Here is a 17,913-nt window from a genome sequence, read left to right as displayed (position 1 = left end):
GCTGTTGTCAGCTACCGGCCGGGCGCGCTTAACGGAGCCGAGGCGTCGGCGGCCCACTCGTTGAGCGAGCCGTCGTAGATCGACACGTGTTCGTTACCGGCGCGGACGAGCGCGAGGGCGCTCGCGGCCGCGGCGATACCGCCGCCGCAGTAGGTCACCAGGTGCCCGGATGACCCGACGGCCGCGACAGCCGGGGCGATCGTGGCGGTGAGCCGGTCCCCGCGCAGGAACGCATTGGTGGCGGGGTCGACGAGCGCGCCCGCCGGCAGGCTGATGCTGCCGGGGATGTGCCCGGCGCGCGGGCGTGACCCGGCCGTTCCGGCGAATTCCGCCGGCGGCAGCGAGCAGACGAGGGCGGCATCCGCTTTACCGGCAACGATCGACTCGACGAAACTCTTGTCGACCCACAGTTCGGGGCGTGGCTTGGCCACAAAACCGCCGGCGTTCCGCGGGCGCGTGCCGCCGGTGGCGAACGGACGTGTCTCGGCGTGCCACTTGGTGAGACCGCCGTCGAGTACGGCGACGTCGTCGTAGCCGAACGAGCGGAAAAGCCACCAGATGCGCGCTGCCCACTGGCCGACCACGGCGTCGTAGACGACGACGGTCGTGCCGTTGTCGATACCGACGGATGCCGCAGCCGCCTCAAACAGCTCTGCGCTCGGCCGGGAGAAATCGTAGTCACCGGCCGGGTCGGAGAAGACGTCGAACAGGTCGGCGAACACGGCGCCGGGAATGTGTCCCTTGGTGAGGTAATCGTCACGCCCGCTGAGGTAGCGTGGCCCAGCCGCGCCGGCTTCGGTCGAGGACGGGGCCAGGGCGAACACCGTGGCGTCGAGAACGACCAGGTTGTCGGAACCGAGGTGGTCGGCCAGCCATTGAGTGGAGACAACGGGGCTAGACACGACGGGGCTAGACACGACGGGGCTAGACGCGGCGGGGCTGGACACGGCGGGCGAGGACGGAACGGGTGCGCTCATGGTCCAAGGCTAGCGGGGGCCTCCGACACGGGGAGGAACCGGTGCCGGTGTGAGTCATCCGGCGACACACAGACGCGCTAGCCCTCCACTCAACCGGCTACCGAGTGGTGGTCCAGTCCAGGTTGATGATCTGCTTGATGTAGATGTTCTCGCCGAGCCCGGGCACCGAGGGGTTCATGGTCAGCATCAGCTGCACCGGAACGTTGAATCGTTGCGCGATGTCGAAGAACGCGTCGCCCTCGACGACCGTGTAAGTGAGCAGGGCTCCGGCCCCGTCAGCGGTCGTGGTGCCGCGGGCTCCCGGGGTGCTGCCGAGGTCCGCGGCCGGTCCCTGCGGCAGCGGCACCGGCTCCGCGTTGGGAACCAGGTCGGGCACCTGTGGATTCGGGATGAGCGCCGCCTCCTCGGTAGGAGTCGGCGTGGGTGTCGGCGTCGGACTCGGTGTCGGCGTGGGGGTGACGGTCGGCGTGATGGTCACCGTGACGGCCGGGGCCGGTTCGCCGGCACAACCGGCCACCGTCACGAGCAGGAGAGCGGCAACGATGATGCCCCAAGGGCGGCGTGCGAGTGAGCTGCGAATGGTTCAAGCCTTTCTCAAAGGCGCACGGCGACCTCGTCGATGCACGCGTTCAGCCAGCTTAGGCCGACAAGGTGGCGCAACAACCATGCGGGCTACCCCCGTTCAGGTGGCGGGTCAGCACTCGATGACGTTCACCGCGAGCCCGCCCTCGCTGGTTTCCTTGTACTTCGTCATCATGTCGAGCCCGGTCTGCCGCATCGTTTCAATGACGGTGTCGAGCGAGACCAGGTGGGTGCCGTCGCCGTGGAGCGCCAGCCGGGCCGCTGACACGGCGGTCGACGAGGCGATCGCGTTGCGCTCGATGCAGGGCACCTGCACGAGGCCGCCGACCGGATCGCAGGTCAGCCCGAGGTGGTGTTCCATGGCGATCTCGGCCGCATTCTCGACCTGCCGGGGGGTGCCGCCGAGCACGGCACAGAGCGCGCCGGAGGCCATCGCGCAGGCGGCGCCCACCTCGGCCTGGCAGCCGCCCTCCGCCCCGGAGATCGACGCGTTGGCCTTCACCAGCGAGCCGATCGCGACGGCCGTGAGCAGATAGCGACGGATGCCCGCCGCATCCGCTCCGGGAACGAAACGCAGATAGTAGTGGCCGACTGCCGGGATGATGCCGGCCGCCCCGTTGGTCGGCGCGGTGACGACCCGGCCGCCGGCCGCATTCTCCTCGTTCACCGCGAGCGCGAACGCATGCAGCCATTCGGTTGAGGTATCGTGATCGCGCAGTGGCTGGACGTCATATTCCTCCAGGCGCATACGTACCGCGGCGGCTCGACGCTTGACCTTGAGGCCGCCCGGCAGCACGCCCGTGGCGGTGAGTCCGGCTTGCACGCAGGTGTGCATGGCCTCCCAGATGGCGTCGAGCCCTGCATTGAGCGCTGCGGCGCCGTGGATGGCCTCTTCGTTGCGGCGGGCGACCTCGCAGATCGCGAGGTCGTGGGCGTCGCACAGGGCGAGCAGCTCGGCGCTGGAATCGTAGGGGAGCGGCTGGGCGACGCGGGTTTGGGCGCTCGAGCGCTCGGTGCCCCGGCGGATGAAACCGCCGCCGATCGAGTAGAACGTCTCCTCGAGCAGCGGGGCGCCAGTCCATGAATCGTCCGTCGCTGCACTGTCGGTCGGCCAGGCGGTGAGCGTGAGGGCGTTGGGGTGCCCCGGCAGTCGGGTGCGCGGCTCGAATCGTACGTCGCTCGTGCTGATTGGAATGGTATGACCGCCGAGCAGGGTGAGGGTGGCTCCATCCGTGAGGCCGGACCAGGCGGCGCGCACCTCGTCGGGGTCGCAGGTTTCCGGGCGGAGTCCGGTCAGGCCGGCGAGTACGGCATCCGGGGTGCCGTGGCCCAGACCGGTGGAACCCAGAGATCCAAACAGAGAACAGCGGATGCGCCCCACCTCATTCAGGCGGCCGGTCGCCACGAGGTCTTCAGCGAACACGCGGGCAGCGCGCATCGGACCCACCGTGTGGGAACTGGACGGGCCGATTCCAATGGAAAACAGGTCCAGGGCTGAGACGTACGCAGTCACGCCCTCATGGTACGGCACCCGCACGCGAGGGTGCTCAATGCGACAACGCCCCGCACCGTGAGGTGCGGGGCGTTACCCGACAGGTCCACTGGCGCACACCGTGCTTCTAGTGCGTGCGGAAGCGCTGCACCATCGGGCAATCGAAGGGGTCACGCGCCGCGAGGCCGACCTTGTTGAGGTAGGCGATGACGATGCCGTAGCTCTCGAAGACACCGGTTTCGGTGTACTTCACGTCGTGCGTCAGGCAGTATTCCTTGGCGATCTCTTGCGCCTTGCGCAGGTGCGGCCGGGCCATGTTCGGAAACAGATGGTGCTCGATCTGGTAGTTGAGGCCACCCATGTAAGTGTCGATGAAGGTGCCACCGCGAATGTTGCGGCTGGTGAGCACCTGGCGACGCAGAAAGTCGACCTTGCTTTCGGCCGGAAGCTGCGGCATCCCCTTGTGGTTGGGAGCGAATGATGCCCCCATGTAGACACCGAAGACGGCCATCTGCACGCCGATGAAGGCGAAGGCCATGCCGAGCGGCAGGAAGTAGAAGATCACGGCGAAGTAGGCGGTGAGGCGGGTGACGAGCATGGTGATCTCGACCCAGCGTTCGCTGACCTTGTTCTTGCCGAAGACGGTCTTGAAACCCTGGATGTGCAGGTTGATGCCTTCGAACATGAGCAGAGGGAAGAAGAAATAGCCCTGCTTGCGGGTGACGATGGCGCCAATCCGGCTCACCTTCGCGGCGTCTTCTTCGCGGAACACGATGAAGTCGGGCTCGATGTCCGGGTCCTTGCCGATGACGTTCGGCTGGGCGTGGTGACGGCTGTGCTTGGTCATCCACCAGGCGTAGCTGATGCCGACGAAGAGGTTCGCCAGGACGCGGCCGGCCCGGTCGTTGGCCTTGCCGGAGGTGAACACGGCGCGGTGCGAGGCTTCGTGGGCCAAGAAAGCGAACTGGGTGAAGATGAGGCCGAGTGCGCCAGCGATGATCAGCTGGTACCAGGTGTCACCGAGCAGAACGAAACCAGCTGCAGCGCCGAGGGTGGCCGCCACGAGGATGGAGAAGACTATCCAGTAGAAGCCGGTGCGACGGCCGAGAAGGCCAAGATTACGCACGGTGTGCAAGAGTGCCGAATATTCGGTAGTGGGGTTCTTCGTGTCTCCACCCGGCCGGGTCCTGATGATGCGGACCGAGGGTGCGGCTAGTGCTTCCGACATGAGGCCTTAGTGGATCGGGACTTCTCAGCCGGGACGTGAGCAATTACTCGTAAAGCAGATAGGCGTCAGTCTACGTTCGTGAAGCCCGCCATCGTGCCCAATTCACACGCGTTTCCCAGTGATTATATGCCAAAAATGGAATGTATTCGACCGATCTATCGCCAACTTGGCATCCATATGTGGAGCTGCCAAAACGCGAACGGAGTCCGCATTCCGGTCCACACGGGGAAGAAGAATGCGGTCAGCAGGAGCGCGACCCCCAGCCCGACGGTCACGGCTGCGAGGGCTCCGGCACTCGACGGGCGGTCATATTCGTACACCTGCGAATGTGCTGAGTGTCGACGCTCGGGCCGCGCCTGATCGGGAATTCGCCCCAGGAGCAGCCCGATGACACAGGTGAGGCCCAGCAACAGGTAGGGCTCGAAGGCGATCGTGTAGAACTGGAAGACCGTGCGATTCAAATACATCAGCCAGGGCAGATAGCCGGCGACCATGCCCATCAGAATGAAGCCGACCCGCCACTCCCGATATCGCGCGAGCCGATAGACCAGGTAGAACAGCGCAGCCGTTGCCGCCCACCAGATGAGCGGGTTGCCGACCGAGGTGATGGCCTCCGAGCAGCTCTGAAACTGGCAGCCGAATTCGCCCTGGCTCGACCCCTGGTAGTACATGCTGGTCGGCCGAATCATGAATAGCCAGGTCAACGGATTGGCCTGGTACGGATGGGGCGTGGCCAGCCCCACGTGATAGGTGTACGCGGCCGCCTGGTAGTGCCAGAAACTCTGCAAGGTGTTCGGAACCCAGGCGAGCGGCCCGGTCCAGGCTGCGTCGGCCCCATCGGCCCACTCCCGGTAATACCCGCCGCGGGTGACAAACCAGCCCGTCCACGACACCAGGAACGTGGTGACCGCCACCGGCACCAAGAGCAGAAAGGTTGCAGGGGCCTGCTTGAGAATGGCGGCACTGACCCAGAAAGACACCCCGTGCCGGCGCCGGGCGAGCGCGTCGACGACGACGAGATAGATGCCGAAGGCGGCCAGAAAATACAATCCCGACCATTTTACGGAGCTGGTCAGCCCGAAGGCCAGGCCGGCACAGAGCAGCCAGGGGCGCCACCACAGGGTGGGGCCCCAGCCCGGTTCGACCAGGCCGGCCAGTCGGCTGGCCAGGCGGGTCTCGTGCCACTGCCGGTCCAGCAAAATGGCGGCGACCCCGAGCAGGGCGAAGAACATGACGAAGTTGTCGAGCAGGGCCACGCGGCTCATGACGATGGCGTGGCCGTCGATGGCGAGCAGAAAACCGGCGATCAGGGCGAGCAGCCGCGACCGAAACAACTGGCGGGCCACGAGCATGATGAGCACGACCGCGAGCACCCCGACCACGGCGGTCGCCAGGCGCCAGCCCCACGGGTTGCCGGGGCCGAGCAGGTTCATGCCGAGTGCGATGAGCCACTTGCCGAGCGGCGGATGCACCACGAACGAGGGATCCGTCGTGAAGATGTCGGTCTGCCCGGCCTCGAACAGGGGATTGGCGTCGGCCGGCCAGGTGGACTCGTAGCCGTTGTTGAACAGGCTCCAGGCATCCTTCACATAGAAGGTCTCGTCGAACACGAGCGCATGCGGTATGCCGAGGTTCCACAGACGTAAGCCGGCGGCCAGCAGGACCACGAGGAGGGGCGCGCCCCAGTGCATCCAGCGAATCCAGTGCATCCAGTGCATCCAGCGAATCCAGTGAACCCATCGACTAGTTGCCAGCACCTGACCATCGTACTGAGCAGCGACTGCGAGACTGGACCCATGATCATCCTTGCTGCCACCCCGATCGGAAACCTCGGCGACGCCTCCCGGCGCCTGATCGAGACCCTGACGACCATCACCATCGTGGCCGCCGAGGACACCCGCGTCACCGTGCACCTGCTCAAAGCCCTCGGTATCGAGAACCGGCCCAGGCTCATCGCCCTGCACGACCACAACGAACGCGGTAAGGCGGCCGAACTCGTGGAACTGGCCCGCGACGTGGACATCCTGGTGCTGAGCGACGCCGGAATGCCGACCGTGTCCGATCCTGGCTTTCATCTGGTGGATGCCGCGGTGGCGGCCGGCGTGCAGGTCACCGCCCTGCCCGGTCCGTCCGCCGTACTGACCGCACTCGCCGTCTCCGGGCTGCCGACCGACCGGTTCACCTTCGAAGGGTTCCTGCCGCGAAAGCACGGCGAACGGGTCAAGCTGCTGCGTGACCTCGCCGCCGAACGCCGCACCATGGTGTTCTTCGAATCGCCCAACCGTCTGGCCGATTCGCTGACCGACCTCGCCGCCACGCTCGGCGACGACCGCCGCGTCGTGGTCTGCCGGGAACTGACGAAGTTCTTCGAAGAGGTCAAGCGTGGCACGGCGGCAGAGCTGGCCGAGTGGGCGGCGGCGGGCGTGCGCGGCGAAATCTGCATCGTCGTCGCGGGCGCTGAAGTTCGGGTGCTGGACCTCGCCATGGGTGTGGCCGAGGTACTCGACCTGGTGGCGGGCGGCATCCGTTTGAAGGAGGCTGCGGCCGACGTGTCGGCGGCCAGCGGCCTCGGAAAACGCCAACTGTACGAACACGCGCTGCAGGCCAAGGCCGGCCCCGGCAAGGTTGCCGTGAAAAAATCGGAATACCCGATCCTTCCTCAGCGTTAATTTCGCTAAGCGCGAGTCGCGCGGTTGCGACTAACCTCGGGAGGTTTTTATGTGGCACTCGGTGCAATTCTCCCGCTATGGGGGGCCGGAAGTTCTCGATCTGGTTGAGATAACCACGCCTGTACCTGGTGTCGGCGAGGTAGTCGTCGAGGTCATGGCGGCAGGACTGAATCCGGGCGAGTCCAGCATCCGGGAAGGCCGACTCGACAAGGAGTGGCCTGCGCACTTTCCGGCGGGGCAGGGCAGCGACTTCGCCGGCTTTATCGCAGGCACCGGAGCGGGCGTTACGGGGTGGAAAATCGGCGACGCGGTGCTTGGTCACACCGTGCGCGGTTCGCAGGCGAATTTCGTCACCGTTCCGGCCGGGAACGTGATTCACAAGCCAGAGCGTTTGCCCTGGGAGATCGCCGGCAGCCTCTATGTCGCCGCAGCGACCGCCTGGCAAGCTGTCTCCGGTGCAAACCCCGGTCCCGGTCGCACGGTGCTCGTGCACGCGGCCCACGGCGGTGTCGGCGTGATCGCGGCGCAGCTCGCCAAACGACGCGGAGCGCGCGTCATCGGCACCGCCAGCCCGGACAGTTTTGATTACCTCCGCCAAATCGGCGTGATCCCGGTGGAATACGGTCCAGGATTCGCCGAGCGATTGCAGCGGATCGCGCCAGACGGCGTCGACGCCGAGCTGAACCGGCTCGGCGACAACGTGCTGATGAATGTCGACTCGACTGACACCGTCGTTCTCCAAAAGATTGCCAGCCTGATCGCCGACCATCAGCTCGTGATTCCCGTCGCGGCCATTTACCCGCTCGAACGAGTGCGGGACGCCTATCGAGAGTTGGAAGCTGGACACGCCCACGGCAAAATCGTGCTGTGCATGATGCCGGTGGAGTATCCGCACCAGAAGGTGCACGGCATCGACCTGCGCGAGACCGAGGCCACCAAGGATGCCCCGAACCGCCCGCCGGTTCCGCCCAACCGCGAGGCGCTCCCGCCGGTGTTCGGTCACCGACACCACCTTTCGACCGCCGGCCCAGTCACGGAGGGCTCCTACATCGAGTAACACAAAACGTCAGGGTCCGCTCGCCGCATAAGATGAACGCATGTCCGCAGGCTCTTTTTACATCACCACGCCCATTTTCTACGTGAATGATGTGCCGCACATCGGGCACGCCTACACCGAGGTGGCCGCCGACGTGCTCGCACGCTGGCACCGGCAGTCCGGCGATGACGCCTGGCTGCTCACCGGCACGGACGAACACGGCCAGAAGATTCTGCGCACCGCGATCGCCAACGGCGTCACGCCGAAGGAATGGGCTGACCGCCTGGTCGAGACCGCGTGGAAGCCGCTGCTTAAAACCGTCAACATCGCCAACGACGACTTCATCCGCACCACCGACGAACGTCACGAGGTGAACGCGCAGAAGTTCCTGCAGCACCTGCACGACGAGGGCCACATCTACACCGGCGAGTACGAGGGCTACTACTGCGTCGGCTGCGAGGAATACAAACAGACCAGCGACCTCGTCGACGGCACCGGCGAGTACGTCGGCCAGCTCGTCTGCGCCATCCACTCCAAGCCGGTCGAGCTGCTGCACGAGAAGAACTACTTCTTCAAGATGAGCGCCTTCGCCGAGCAACTGCTGGCTCTCTACGAGGAGAACCCTGATTTCGTGCAGCCGGAAGCGGCCCGCAATGAGGTCATGTCCTTCGTCAAGCGCGGCCTGTCCGACCTGTCGATCTCGCGTTCGAGCTTCGACTGGGGCATCAAGGTGCCGTGGGACGAATCACACGTCGTCTACGTCTGGTTCGACGCGCTGCTGAACTACATCACCGCGGCCGGGTATGGCCAGAACGACGAGGAGTTCGCGAGCCGCTGGCCGGCCACCCACATCGTCGGCAAGGACATTCTGCGCTTTCACGCGGTCATCTGGCCGGCCATGCTGATGGCCGCCGGTATCGAGGTGCCCAAGCAGGTCTTCGGCCACGGCTGGCTGCTGGTCGGTGGCGAGAAGATGAGCAAGTCCAAGCTCACCGGCATCGCCCCGAGCCAGATCACCGACACCTTCGGCTCCGATGCCTTTCGCTACTACTTCATGCGCGCCATCAGCTTCGGGCAGGACGGCTCGTTCAGCTGGGAAGACCTCTCGGCCCGCTACCAGTCCGAACTCGCCAACGGCTTCGGCAACCTCGCCTCCCGCGTGATCGCCATGGTCGTGCGGTACTGCGACGGCGTTGTGCCCGCACTGTCTGAAGGCACAGCCGGCGCCTTCACGGCCGAGGACCTGGCCATCCAGGCCACCGAACAGCGTGTGACGGATGCCGCCACATCGTTCATCGAGACCCTCGCCATTCACGACGCCCTCGCGAGCGTGTGGCAGCTCGTCGACGAGCTCAACGGCTACATCACCCTGCAGGAGCCGTGGGCGCTGGCCAAGAACCCGGACAGCCGCGAACGCCTCGGCACCGTGCTGCACACCGCGGTGCGCGGCCTCGGAACCCTCACCGTGCTGCTGTCCCCGGTCATTCCGGTCGCCACCGGCAAGCTGTGGACCGCCCTCGGCGGCGACGGCGCCCTCGCCGACCAGCGCGTCGACCGCGCCTGGGAGTGGACCGGGGGCGTCCAGGTCAGCGCGCTCGAGCCGTTGTTCCCGCGCATCGAATCGATCGTGGAGCCGGCCGATGGCTAGTGATTCCCTGGTCAGCCTCGGCGGCGGCGTCGACGGTTACGGCAGTGCTATTCGCAAGCGCGAGAACACCGCGGGCCGCGACCTGAGCTACCCGCCGCTGCCGGAGCCGCTCACGGTGCCCGTCTACGACAACCACACCCATCTCGAAATCAGCGACGGGGAGCATCCGCTCAGCTACCGGGAACAGCTTGACCGCGCCTCGAGCGTCGGCGTGCGCGGAGTGATCCAGGTCGGCGGCGACGTTGAAACCTCACGCTGGTCGGCCGCCGCAGCCCTGATCGAACCGCGCATGCTCGCCGCCGTCGCGATCCACCCCAACGAGGCGCCCGCGCTCGAGACGGCCGGGACCCTCGACGACGCCCTCGCCGTGATCAACGAACTCGCCGGGCAGCCGCGCGTCGTCGCGGTCGGCGAGACCGGACTCGACTTTTTTCGCACCCCCGAAGAAGGACGTGCCGCCCAGTTTCGCTCCTTCGAAGCGCACATTCGCATCGCCAAGGAGCGCAACCTCGCGCTGCAGATCCACGACCGCGACGCCCACGAGGCCGTGATCGAAACCCTGCTGCGGGTCGGCGCCCCCGAGCGCACCGTCTTCCACTGCTTCTCCGGCGACGCCGACATGGCCAGGCTGTGCGCCGATCACGGCTGGTACATGTCCTTCGCCGGCAACGTCACGTTCAAGAACGCGTCCATGCTGCGGGCCGCCCTGTTCGCCGCCCCCCGCAACCTGCTGCTGGTAGAAACGGATGCCCCGTTCCTCACCCCCCTGCCCTACCGCGGCCGGCCCAATGCGCCCTACCTGCTGCCCAACACGCTGCGCGGCATGGCCGCCCACCTCGAAACGGATGTCTCCCTGCTCTCCGCCCAAATCACCGCGAACACCGAGCTGGTCTACGGCCGCTGGGACGCCGAACCGGTCACCGCCGCCTTCGCCAGCCAGGAAGACGACCCCCGCCCCGAGCAGACCCCCCGCGGAGGCCTGGCATGACCGACGATGCAGCTGACGCGGCCAAAGCCGTCAAGACGCTCCTCGGCCCGGCCGAAATCCGCGACCTCGCCGAGATGCTCGGAGTCAACCCCACCAAAAAGCTCGGCCAGAATTTCGTCATCGACGGCAATACCGTGCGGCGCATCGTCAAGGTCGCCCGCGTTGCCCCCGGCGACACCGTCGTCGAGGTCGGCCCCGGCCTCGGCTCGCTCACCCTCGGCATGCTCGAGGTCGGTGCGAGCGTCGTCGCCGTCGAGATCGACGACCGCCTCGCCGAGCAGCTGCCGCTCACCGTCGAACTGATGCAGCCCGGCGCCCGGCTCACCGTCATCCGCGCCGACGCCCTGAAAATCACCGAGCTGCCCGGCGACCCCACCCGGCTCGTCGCCAACCTGCCCTACAACGTCTCTGTACCAGTGCTGCTCTACCTGCTCGAACACTTCGCGTCGATTCGCGCCGGTGTCGTCATGGTGCAGGCCGAGGTCGGCGAACGCCTCGCCGCCCCGCCCGGCAACAAGATCTACGGCAGCCCGAGCGTGAAAGCCGCCTGGTACGGCGATTTTCGCACCGCGGGCAAGGTGAGCCGCCAGGTGTTCTGGCCGGTTCCGAACGTCGACTCCATCCTCATCGCCTTCGACCGGCGGCCCCAGCCGCTGGAATCCGAAGAACTGCGCCTCAAGACCTTCGCGCTCATCGACGCCGCTTTTCAGCAGCGGCGCAAGATGCTGCGTCAGTCGTTGTCGGTCGTTCTCGGGGACTCGGCGGCGGCATCCGCTGTGATGAGCGCGGCCGGCATCGACCCGACAACGCGCGGCGAGCAGCTGACCGTGCACGACTTTCTCGCCATCGCCCGGGTCTGGGCGCCGGCGTAGCCCGCACGGTCCGTGCGGGCCGACGGGCTGGGCTAAGTTAAAAGCATGATGACGACCGCCGCCACCACCGTCGTGCACGCGCGGGCCCCCGGCAAAATCAACGTCTTCCTCAAGGTCGGCGCGGTCATGGAAGACGGCTACCACGACCTCGCGACCGCGTACCAGGCCGTCTCCCTGTTCGAAGAGGTGCGGGCGACGGCGGCCAGCGACTTCTCGGTGGAGTTCAGCGGCAGCATCGACACCTCCGGCCTCACGACCGGCGGCAGCAACCTCGCCATCAAGGCGGCCCGCGCCCTCGCCCGCAAGGCCGGCTATCGAGGCGGCGTTCACCTCGAGATCGAGAAGAACGTACCGATCGCCGGCGGGATGGGCGGCGGCTCCGCCGATGCGGCAGCCACCCTGCTCGCCTGCGACGCCCTCTGGGGCACGAGCGCCGCCAAGGACGAGCTGCTCGCCATCGCCGCCACGCTCGGCGCCGACGTTCCCTTCTCCTTCACCGGCGGAACCGCCATCGGCACCGGCCGCGGCGACCAGCTGAGCCCCGCCCTGGCCAAGGGCAAGTTCCAGTGGGTGCTCGCCCTCGCCGACTTTGGCATGTCCACGCCCGGCGTCTACCAGGAGCTCGACCGGCACCGCGATCGCCACGCCCAGGACATCTTCCCGGCCGAGCACCAGCCATCCGTCGACGCCAATGTGCTGCAGGCGCTGCGCGCCGGCGACCCGCACATGCTCGCCGATGTGCTGCACAACGACCTGCAGGCCCCCGCGTTGCACCTCGCCCCGGGTCTCGGCAAGGTGCTGCAGCTCGGCGAACAGAACGGCGCCCTCGCCGGCATCCTCTCCGGCTCCGGCCCGACCGTGGCTTTCCTGGTAGCGGATGCCGACAGCGCGCTCGAATTGCAGGTCGCGCTCTCCGCCAGCCGCCTGAAGGTCGTTCGCGCCACCGGACCCGTGCACGGCGCCCGCCTCATCTAACCCATCGGCGTGCCGTAAACTCGGAGGCTATGGCACATCTTCTCGGGGCTGAGTCCCTGCACCTCGAATTTCCCACCCGCGTCATCTTCGACAGCGTCACCGCCGGCCTCAACGAAGGCGACCGCATCGGCGTCGTCGGCAAGAACGGCGACGGCAAGTCCACCCTCATGCGCCTGCTGGCCGGCCGGATGGAACCCGACGAGGGCCGCGTCACCCGTCGTCGCGGCGTCACCATCGGCATGCTCGACCAGTCCGACGATCTCGCCTCGGGCCAGACCGTCGGCCACACCATTGTCGGCGGCATCGAAGAACACGTCTGGGCTGGCGACGCCAAGGTACGCGACGTCATCGGCGGCCTCGTGCGGGACATCCCGTGGGACGCCCTCGTCGACGACCTCTCCGGTGGCCAGCGCCGCCGGGTGGCCCTCGCTGCCGTGCTGATCGGCGACTACGACGTCATCTTCCTCGACGAGCCCACCAACCACCTCGACGTGGAGGGCATCTCCTGGCTTGCCGGTCACCTCAAAACCCGCTGGGCTGCGCAGAGCGGTGGACTCGTCGTCGTCACCCACGACCGGTGGTTCCTCGACGAGGTCTGCAACATCACCTGGGAGGTGCACGACCGCCTGATCGAGCCCTTCGAGGGAGGCTACGCCGCCTACATCCTGCAGCGCGTCGAACGCGACCGGATGAGTTCCGTCGTCGAATCCAAGCGCCAGAACCTGATGAAGAAGGAACTGGCCTGGTTGCGCCGCGGCGCCCCGGCCCGCACCGCGAAGCCCAAGTTCCGCATCGATGCCGCCAACGTGCTGATCGAAAACGAGCCGCCGCCCCGCGACACCGTCTCGATGCAGTCGATGGCCATGCAGCGCCTCGGTAAGGACGTCGTCGACCTCATCGACATCGGCGTGAAGTTCGGCGACAAGACCGTGCTCAACGACGTGACCTGGCGCATCGCGCCGGGGGAGCGCACCGGCATCATGGGGGTCAACGGTGCCGGCAAGTCCACCCTGCTGAACCTGGTCGCCGGCACCCTGCAGCCCACAACCGGCACAGTGAAGCGCGGCAAGACCATCAAGGTCGCCGTGCTCACCCAGCAGCTGTTCGAACTCGACGAGATTCGCAACGACCGCGTGAGCGACGTCATCGGCCGCCAGAAGACGAGCTACATGGCCGGCGGCAAGGAGATCACGCCCGGCCAGATGCTCGAACGCATGGGCTTTCTGAGCGCCCAGCTCACGACCCAGGTCAAGGACCTCTCCGGTGGACAGAAGCGCCGCCTGCAGCTGCTGCTGATCGTGCTCGACGAGCCCAACGTGCTCATCCTCGACGAGCCCACCAACGACCTCGACACCGACATGCTCGCCGCCATGGAAGACCTGCTCGACTCCTTCCCCGGCACCCTGCTGGTCGTCTCGCACGACCGGTACCTCATCGAGCGCGTCACCGACAACCAATATGCGGTCATGGACGGCGGCTTTCGTCACCTGCCAGGCGGTGTCGACCAGTATCTGGAGGTGCGCCGCAAGGCGGTCGCCGGTCCGGCATCCGGTTCACCGACGGATGCCTCGGGTGCGAGCAAGAAGATCCCCACGCTCGGCGGCGCCGAACTGCGGAACGCCCAGAAGGAGCTCGGTTCGATCGACCGCAAGGTCGTCAAACTGCAGGAGCGAATTGCCCAGAAGCATGAGAAGCTCGCCGCCCACGATCAGTCCGACTTTGCCGGCCTCGGCGAGCTCGGCGCGAAGCTGACCGAACTCGAGGAGACCATCGCCACGCTCGAAACGCGCTGGGTCGAACTTACTGAGCTGATCGAGGGCTAGTTTCGCAGAAGCTGTGACGCAGTGTGTCGGCACAGGCCACGCGTCGCAGCTTCGGCACGTATCGTTAAGGGGTACCCGCGCAGCCGCGGTACGTAGCTCATCGTGGGCGCAGCCTTCTGGTTTGACCGGTCGTTGTTGTGTGCCTGGAGCAACCACAACCCAGATCGCCTGAAGGAATCATCGTGAACAAGTCTGTGAACAAGAAAACCATACTCGCCGCAGTCGCCGTCATCCCGCTGGTGGCCCTTCTGGCCGGCTGTGCTGGAGCTTCCAATGGAGCTGCCACCGGCACCGAAGACGACGTCATCAAGATCGGTGTCATCGGAGCCAGTGACCCGTACTGGGACATCTACCAGGACGCCGCCGCCGACGAGGGAATCAGCATCGAACTCGTCGACTTCGCCGACTACCAGCAGCTGAACCCCACCGTGAGCGAGGGTGAGCTCGACATGAACCAGTTCCAGCACCTCGTGTTCCTCGCGGACTACAACGTCTCAAGTGGCTCCGACCTCGTACCGATCGGCTCAACCGCGATCTACCCGCTCGGTCTGTACTCGACTGAGTACGACGGCCTCGACGAGATCCAAGAGGGTGACACCGTCGCCGTTCCTAATGACGCGACCAACCTTGCCCGCGCGTTGTTGCTGCTGCAGGCCGAAGACCTCATCACCCTCGACGGTGGCGGCACCAACCTTTCGGGTCTCGATGACATCGACGAGGAGAACTCCAAGGTCACCGTCACGGCCCTTGAGCCGTCGCTCACCGCCGCGTCGCTCGCCGATGTCGCCGCGGCCGTCATCAACAATGACTTCGTAGAGAAGGCCGGCCTCACCTTCGAGGGCGCCCTCGCCGCCGACGACCCGACCGATGCGGGTGCTTTCGCGTACATCAATGTCTTCGCCGCCCGCGCCGAGGACAAGGACAACGAGACCTTCCTCAAGCTCATCGAGATCTTCCAGACCAACCAGGACGTTCAGGACGGCCTCATGGCCGTCTCCGGCGACACCGCGGTGCCGCTCGCCGCGACCACGGCCGAACTTGAAGCCGCCCTCGCCGACGTGACCGCCGACGTCGAAGCCGCCAAGTAGCTCACGCACCACCAGCACGACGCGTACCCGTTTCGCGAGTGAGCAGTTGTGGCGCTTCCCGAGTCCGGGAAGAGCACAAACTGCTCACTCGCGTGACTTTAAGTCAGCACCACGAAGAGCAGAACAGGAGTCCGTATGAGCGTTGTGTCGCTGCGGAACGTTAGTAAGAGCTACCCGAGTAGCACGAAGGGTGGCGCCTCCGTCATGGCCATCGACTCGGTGAGCCTCGACGTCGAGGCCGGCGACATTTACGGCATCATCGGATACTCCGGCGCCGGCAAGAGCACGCTGGTGCGGCTCGTCAACGCCCTCGAACGCTCCACCGGCGGCGAAATCCATATCAACGGGCGCGATATTGCGACCCTGCCCGAGCGCGAGCTGCGCAAGATTCGGCTCGGCATCGGCATGATCTTTCAGCAGTTCAACCTGCTCGGCTCGCGTACCGTCGCCGGCAACGTGGCCTATCCGCTCGAGGTCGCGGGTTTTCCGAAGCAGGACCGTGCCACCAGGGTCGCCGAGCTGCTCAGCTTCGTCGGCCTGACCGACAAGGCCAAGTCTTATCCCGACCAGCTCTCCGGCGGGCAGAAGCAGCGTGTCGGCATCGCGAGAGCGCTCGCGACCTCCCCGAGCATCCTGCTCGCCGACGAGGCCACAAGCGCGCTCGATCCCGAAACGACGCACGAGGTGCTCGCGCTCTTGAAGCGGGTCAACGCCGAGCTCGGCATCACCATCATCGTGATCACGCACGAGATGGATGTGATCCAGACCATCGCGACGAAGGTTGCGGTCATGGACCAGGGCAAGGTCATCGAGCGGGGACCCGTGTTCGACGTGTTCTCGAACCCGCAGCACCCGGCATCCGCTCGCTTCGTGTCGACCGTCGTGAAGGGCGTGCCCTCCGCGCCGGAGCTTGAGGTGCTGCGCGAACGCCACACCGGGCGCATCGTGACGCTGTCGTTTCGCGACACCGCGGTCGATCAGTCAGAGGTATTCGGCGAATTCGTGCGCGCGGGCGTTCCCTTCCAGGTGATCTATGGCGGCGTCAACGAAATTCAGGGGCGCCCGTTCGGGCACCTCACCCTCGCCCTACACGCCGATGACGAGCTGGTGGATGCCGCGCTCGAGCGGGTACGCCAGCTAACGACCGTCACGGAGGTGCGCTGATGGATGCGCTCACCAACCTGCTGCCCGAACTGTGGACGGCGACGGGCGAGACGCTGTACATCGTCGCGGCGACCCTCTTCTTCGGTGGAATCGGCGGCCTCATCGTGGGCCTCGGGCTGTACCTGACCCGCGGCGGCAGCATCCTCGACAACAAGCCGATCTTCGTTGTTCTCAACGTGCTCGTGAACGTGATCCGGCCGATCCCGTTCATCATCTTTCTCGCCGCGGCCCAGCCGCTTGCCCGCGCCGTCACCGGCAGCGGCATCGGCAACGACGCCATCATCTTCACGATTTCGCTCGCTGCCTCGTTCGCGATGGCCCGCATCGTCGAGCAGAACCTGCTGACGGTCACGCCCGGAGTGATCGACGCCGCCCGCAGCGTGGGGGCGGGGCCGGTTCGCATCATCTTCACGGTGCTGCTGCCCGAGGCACTCGGCCCGTTGATTCTCGGCTTCACGTTCATCTTCGTCGCCCTCGTGGACATGTCGGCGGTCGCCGGCTTCGTCGGCGGCGGCGGCCTCGGAAACTTCGCTCTGCAGTACGGCTACCGGCAGTATGAGCCCGTCGTCACCTGGGCCGCCGTGCTGCTGATCATCGTCCTGGTGCAGCTCGTGCAGTTCTTCGGCAACTACCTCGCCCGCAAGGCCCTGCGCCGGTAGCTGTCGCGGGGTCTTAGTCGAAGTCGAGGCTGAGCTTGCGGAGCAGACCGGCCAGCCGCTCCTGGTCGGTCACCGACAGAGTGCTGAGCAGCTCAGCTTCGGCGTCGACCAGCCGGGTGATGGCGGCATCCACTCTGGCAAGGCCGGCGGGCGTCATGCCGACGAGGATGCCGCGACCATCGTTGGGTGCGGAGCGGCGCTTCACCAGCCCGCGATCGACCAGGCCGTCAATGCGGTTCGTCATGGTGCCGCTCGAGACGAGGGTCTGTTGCAACAGGGCTTTGGGACTCAGTTCGTAGGGGGTGCCGGCCCGGCGCAGGGCCGAGAGTACATCGAACTCCCACGACGCAAGCTCCGAGCGGGAGAACGCGGTGCGGCGGGCCCGGTCGAGGTGCTTCGACAAACGGGCGACCCGGCTGAGCACCTGCAGCGGCGCGAAATCAAGATCGGGACGTTCGCGCAGCCACGAACCGACGATTCGGTCGACTTCATCATGGCCAGGCATTGCTCCATTATCCCGCTTACCGGGGGGTTTCTTCGCCCGGGGGTGGTCTGACGGCTCCAGCGGTGCATGCCGGCGCTAAGAATCTGGCAGACTTGACAGGTTGCTGGCCCCGGTCAGCATGGTCCGCCATAGTGTAACGGCAGCACGGCAACCTTTGGAGTTGTTCGGTCCAGGTTCGAATCCTGGTGGCGGAGCCTCTTCTTTCTC

Annotated in this window: 16 protein-coding genes and 1 tRNA gene; 11 read left to right on the top strand and 6 right to left on the bottom strand. The window is 66.2% G+C overall.

Features of this window, described 5'->3' with window-relative positions; translation table 11 throughout:
- Window positions 1–11: 11 nt before the first annotated feature.
- The 5 genes from E3O06_RS13350 to E3O06_RS13330 form a co-directional block, all read right to left on the bottom strand.
- Window positions 12–977 carry a sulfurtransferase gene (locus E3O06_RS13350; RefSeq protein ID WP_134503838.1) on the bottom strand — a complete coding sequence of 322 codons (966 nt, stop codon included), beginning with the start codon at window positions 975–977 and terminating at the stop codon, window positions 12–14.
- Between the two features lie 97 nt (window positions 978–1,074).
- Window positions 1,075–1,500: a LysM peptidoglycan-binding domain-containing protein gene (locus E3O06_RS13345; RefSeq protein WP_166788210.1), complete on the bottom strand. Its 426-nt coding sequence runs from the start codon at window positions 1,498–1,500 to the stop codon at window positions 1,075–1,077.
- A gap of 171 nt (window positions 1,501–1,671) precedes the next feature.
- The gene (locus E3O06_RS13340) at window positions 1,672–3,072 is read right to left on the bottom strand and encodes an L-serine ammonia-lyase (RefSeq protein ID WP_134503837.1); all 1,401 of its coding nucleotides are present in this window, start codon (window positions 3,070–3,072) and stop codon (window positions 1,672–1,674) included.
- A gap of 106 nt (window positions 3,073–3,178) precedes the next feature.
- A complete protein-coding gene (locus E3O06_RS13335; RefSeq protein WP_134503836.1) occupies window positions 3,179–4,279 on the bottom strand; it encodes a fatty acid desaturase family protein in 1,101 nt (366 codons plus the stop codon).
- A gap of 155 nt (window positions 4,280–4,434) precedes the next feature.
- Window positions 4,435–6,036, bottom strand: coding sequence for a dolichyl-phosphate-mannose--protein mannosyltransferase (locus tag E3O06_RS13330; protein ID WP_241980187.1), 1,602 nt, complete (start codon window positions 6,034–6,036; stop codon window positions 4,435–4,437).
- A gap of 39 nt (window positions 6,037–6,075) precedes the next feature.
- Between E3O06_RS13330 and rsmI the strand changes: the two genes are divergently transcribed.
- From rsmI to E3O06_RS13280, 10 genes are all read left to right on the top strand, one after another.
- Window positions 6,076–6,948: a 16S rRNA (cytidine(1402)-2'-O)-methyltransferase gene (gene rsmI / locus E3O06_RS13325; protein ID WP_134503835.1), complete on the top strand. Its 873-nt coding sequence runs from the start codon at window positions 6,076–6,078 to the stop codon at window positions 6,946–6,948.
- Window positions 6,949–6,997: 49 nt separating this feature from the next.
- The gene (locus E3O06_RS13320; RefSeq protein WP_134503834.1) at window positions 6,998–8,005 is read left to right on the top strand and encodes an NADP-dependent oxidoreductase; all 1,008 of its coding nucleotides are present in this window, start codon (window positions 6,998–7,000) and stop codon (window positions 8,003–8,005) included.
- Between the two features lie 40 nt (window positions 8,006–8,045).
- Window positions 8,046–9,632, top strand: coding sequence for a methionine--tRNA ligase (gene metG, locus E3O06_RS13315; protein WP_134503833.1), 1,587 nt, complete (start codon window positions 8,046–8,048; stop codon window positions 9,630–9,632).
- Window positions 9,625–10,620, top strand: a complete 996-nt coding sequence (locus E3O06_RS13310; RefSeq protein WP_134503832.1) for a TatD family hydrolase — start codon at window positions 9,625–9,627, stop codon at window positions 10,618–10,620. The genes metG and E3O06_RS13310 overlap by 8 nt, the downstream gene beginning before the upstream one ends.
- On the top strand, window positions 10,617–11,492 hold the full coding sequence (rsmA, locus tag E3O06_RS13305; RefSeq protein WP_134503831.1) for a 16S rRNA (adenine(1518)-N(6)/adenine(1519)-N(6))-dimethyltransferase RsmA: 876 nt from the start codon (window positions 10,617–10,619) through the stop codon (window positions 11,490–11,492). The genes E3O06_RS13310 and rsmA overlap by 4 nt, the downstream gene beginning before the upstream one ends.
- A 48-nt stretch (window positions 11,493–11,540) precedes the next feature.
- On the top strand, window positions 11,541–12,467 hold the full coding sequence (locus E3O06_RS13300; protein WP_134503974.1) for a 4-(cytidine 5'-diphospho)-2-C-methyl-D-erythritol kinase: 927 nt from the start codon (window positions 11,541–11,543) through the stop codon (window positions 12,465–12,467).
- A gap of 29 nt (window positions 12,468–12,496) precedes the next feature.
- The gene (locus tag E3O06_RS13295; protein ID WP_134503830.1) at window positions 12,497–14,290 is read left to right on the top strand and encodes an ABC-F family ATP-binding cassette domain-containing protein; all 1,794 of its coding nucleotides are present in this window, start codon (window positions 12,497–12,499) and stop codon (window positions 14,288–14,290) included.
- 182 nt (window positions 14,291–14,472) lie between these two features.
- On the top strand, window positions 14,473–15,378 hold the full coding sequence (locus E3O06_RS13290; protein WP_241980185.1) for a MetQ/NlpA family ABC transporter substrate-binding protein: 906 nt from the start codon (window positions 14,473–14,475) through the stop codon (window positions 15,376–15,378).
- Between the two features lie 135 nt (window positions 15,379–15,513).
- Window positions 15,514–16,542: a methionine ABC transporter ATP-binding protein gene (locus E3O06_RS13285; RefSeq protein WP_134503829.1), complete on the top strand. Its 1,029-nt coding sequence runs from the start codon at window positions 15,514–15,516 to the stop codon at window positions 16,540–16,542.
- Window positions 16,542–17,201: a methionine ABC transporter permease gene (locus tag E3O06_RS13280; protein WP_134503828.1), complete on the top strand. Its 660-nt coding sequence runs from the start codon at window positions 16,542–16,544 to the stop codon at window positions 17,199–17,201. The genes E3O06_RS13285 and E3O06_RS13280 overlap by 1 nt, the downstream gene beginning before the upstream one ends.
- A gap of 13 nt (window positions 17,202–17,214) precedes the next feature.
- On the opposite strand, the gene E3O06_RS13275 is transcribed toward E3O06_RS13280, so the two are convergent.
- A complete protein-coding gene (locus E3O06_RS13275) occupies window positions 17,215–17,706 on the bottom strand; it encodes a MarR family winged helix-turn-helix transcriptional regulator (protein WP_134503827.1) in 492 nt (163 codons plus the stop codon).
- A gap of 122 nt (window positions 17,707–17,828) precedes the next feature.
- Between E3O06_RS13275 and E3O06_RS13270 the strand changes: the two genes are divergently transcribed.
- Window positions 17,829–17,900: transfer RNA gene (locus E3O06_RS13270), tRNA-Gln, on the top strand.
- Window positions 17,901–17,913: the final 13 nt, after the last annotated feature.

The sequence above is a fragment of the Cryobacterium glaciale genome (assembly GCF_004402535.1).
Taxonomy (GTDB): Bacteria; Actinomycetota; Actinomycetes; order Actinomycetales; family Microbacteriaceae; genus Cryobacterium; species Cryobacterium glaciale.
The sequence above is the reverse complement of the archived record's forward strand: the minus strand, read 5'-3'. Positions and strand labels throughout refer to the sequence as shown.

Coding starts and splice junctions, on each gene's coding strand:
- E3O06_RS13275 (WP_134503827.1), bottom strand. CDS start 17,706: ATGCCTGGCCATGATGAAGTCGACCGAATCGTCGGTTCGTGGCTGCGC.
- metG (WP_134503833.1), top strand. CDS start 8,046: ATGTCCGCAGGCTCTTTTTACATCACCACGCCCATTTTCTACGTGAAT.
- E3O06_RS13285 (WP_134503829.1), top strand. CDS start 15,514: ATGAGCGTTGTGTCGCTGCGGAACGTTAGTAAGAGCTACCCGAGTAGC.
- E3O06_RS13310 (WP_134503832.1), top strand. CDS start 9,625: ATGGCTAGTGATTCCCTGGTCAGCCTCGGCGGCGGCGTCGACGGTTAC.
- E3O06_RS13280 (WP_134503828.1), top strand. CDS start 16,542: ATGGATGCGCTCACCAACCTGCTGCCCGAACTGTGGACGGCGACGGGC.
- rsmA (WP_134503831.1), top strand. CDS start 10,617: ATGACCGACGATGCAGCTGACGCGGCCAAAGCCGTCAAGACGCTCCTC.
- E3O06_RS13320 (WP_134503834.1), top strand. CDS start 6,998: ATGTGGCACTCGGTGCAATTCTCCCGCTATGGGGGGCCGGAAGTTCTC.
- rsmI (WP_134503835.1), top strand. CDS start 6,076: ATGATCATCCTTGCTGCCACCCCGATCGGAAACCTCGGCGACGCCTCC.
- E3O06_RS13350 (WP_134503838.1), bottom strand. CDS start 977: ATGAGCGCACCCGTTCCGTCCTCGCCCGCCGTGTCCAGCCCCGCCGCG.
- E3O06_RS13295 (WP_134503830.1), top strand. CDS start 12,497: ATGGCACATCTTCTCGGGGCTGAGTCCCTGCACCTCGAATTTCCCACC.
- E3O06_RS13300 (WP_134503974.1), top strand. CDS start 11,541: ATGACGACCGCCGCCACCACCGTCGTGCACGCGCGGGCCCCCGGCAAA.
- E3O06_RS13335 (WP_134503836.1), bottom strand. CDS start 4,279: ATGTCGGAAGCACTAGCCGCACCCTCGGTCCGCATCATCAGGACCCGG.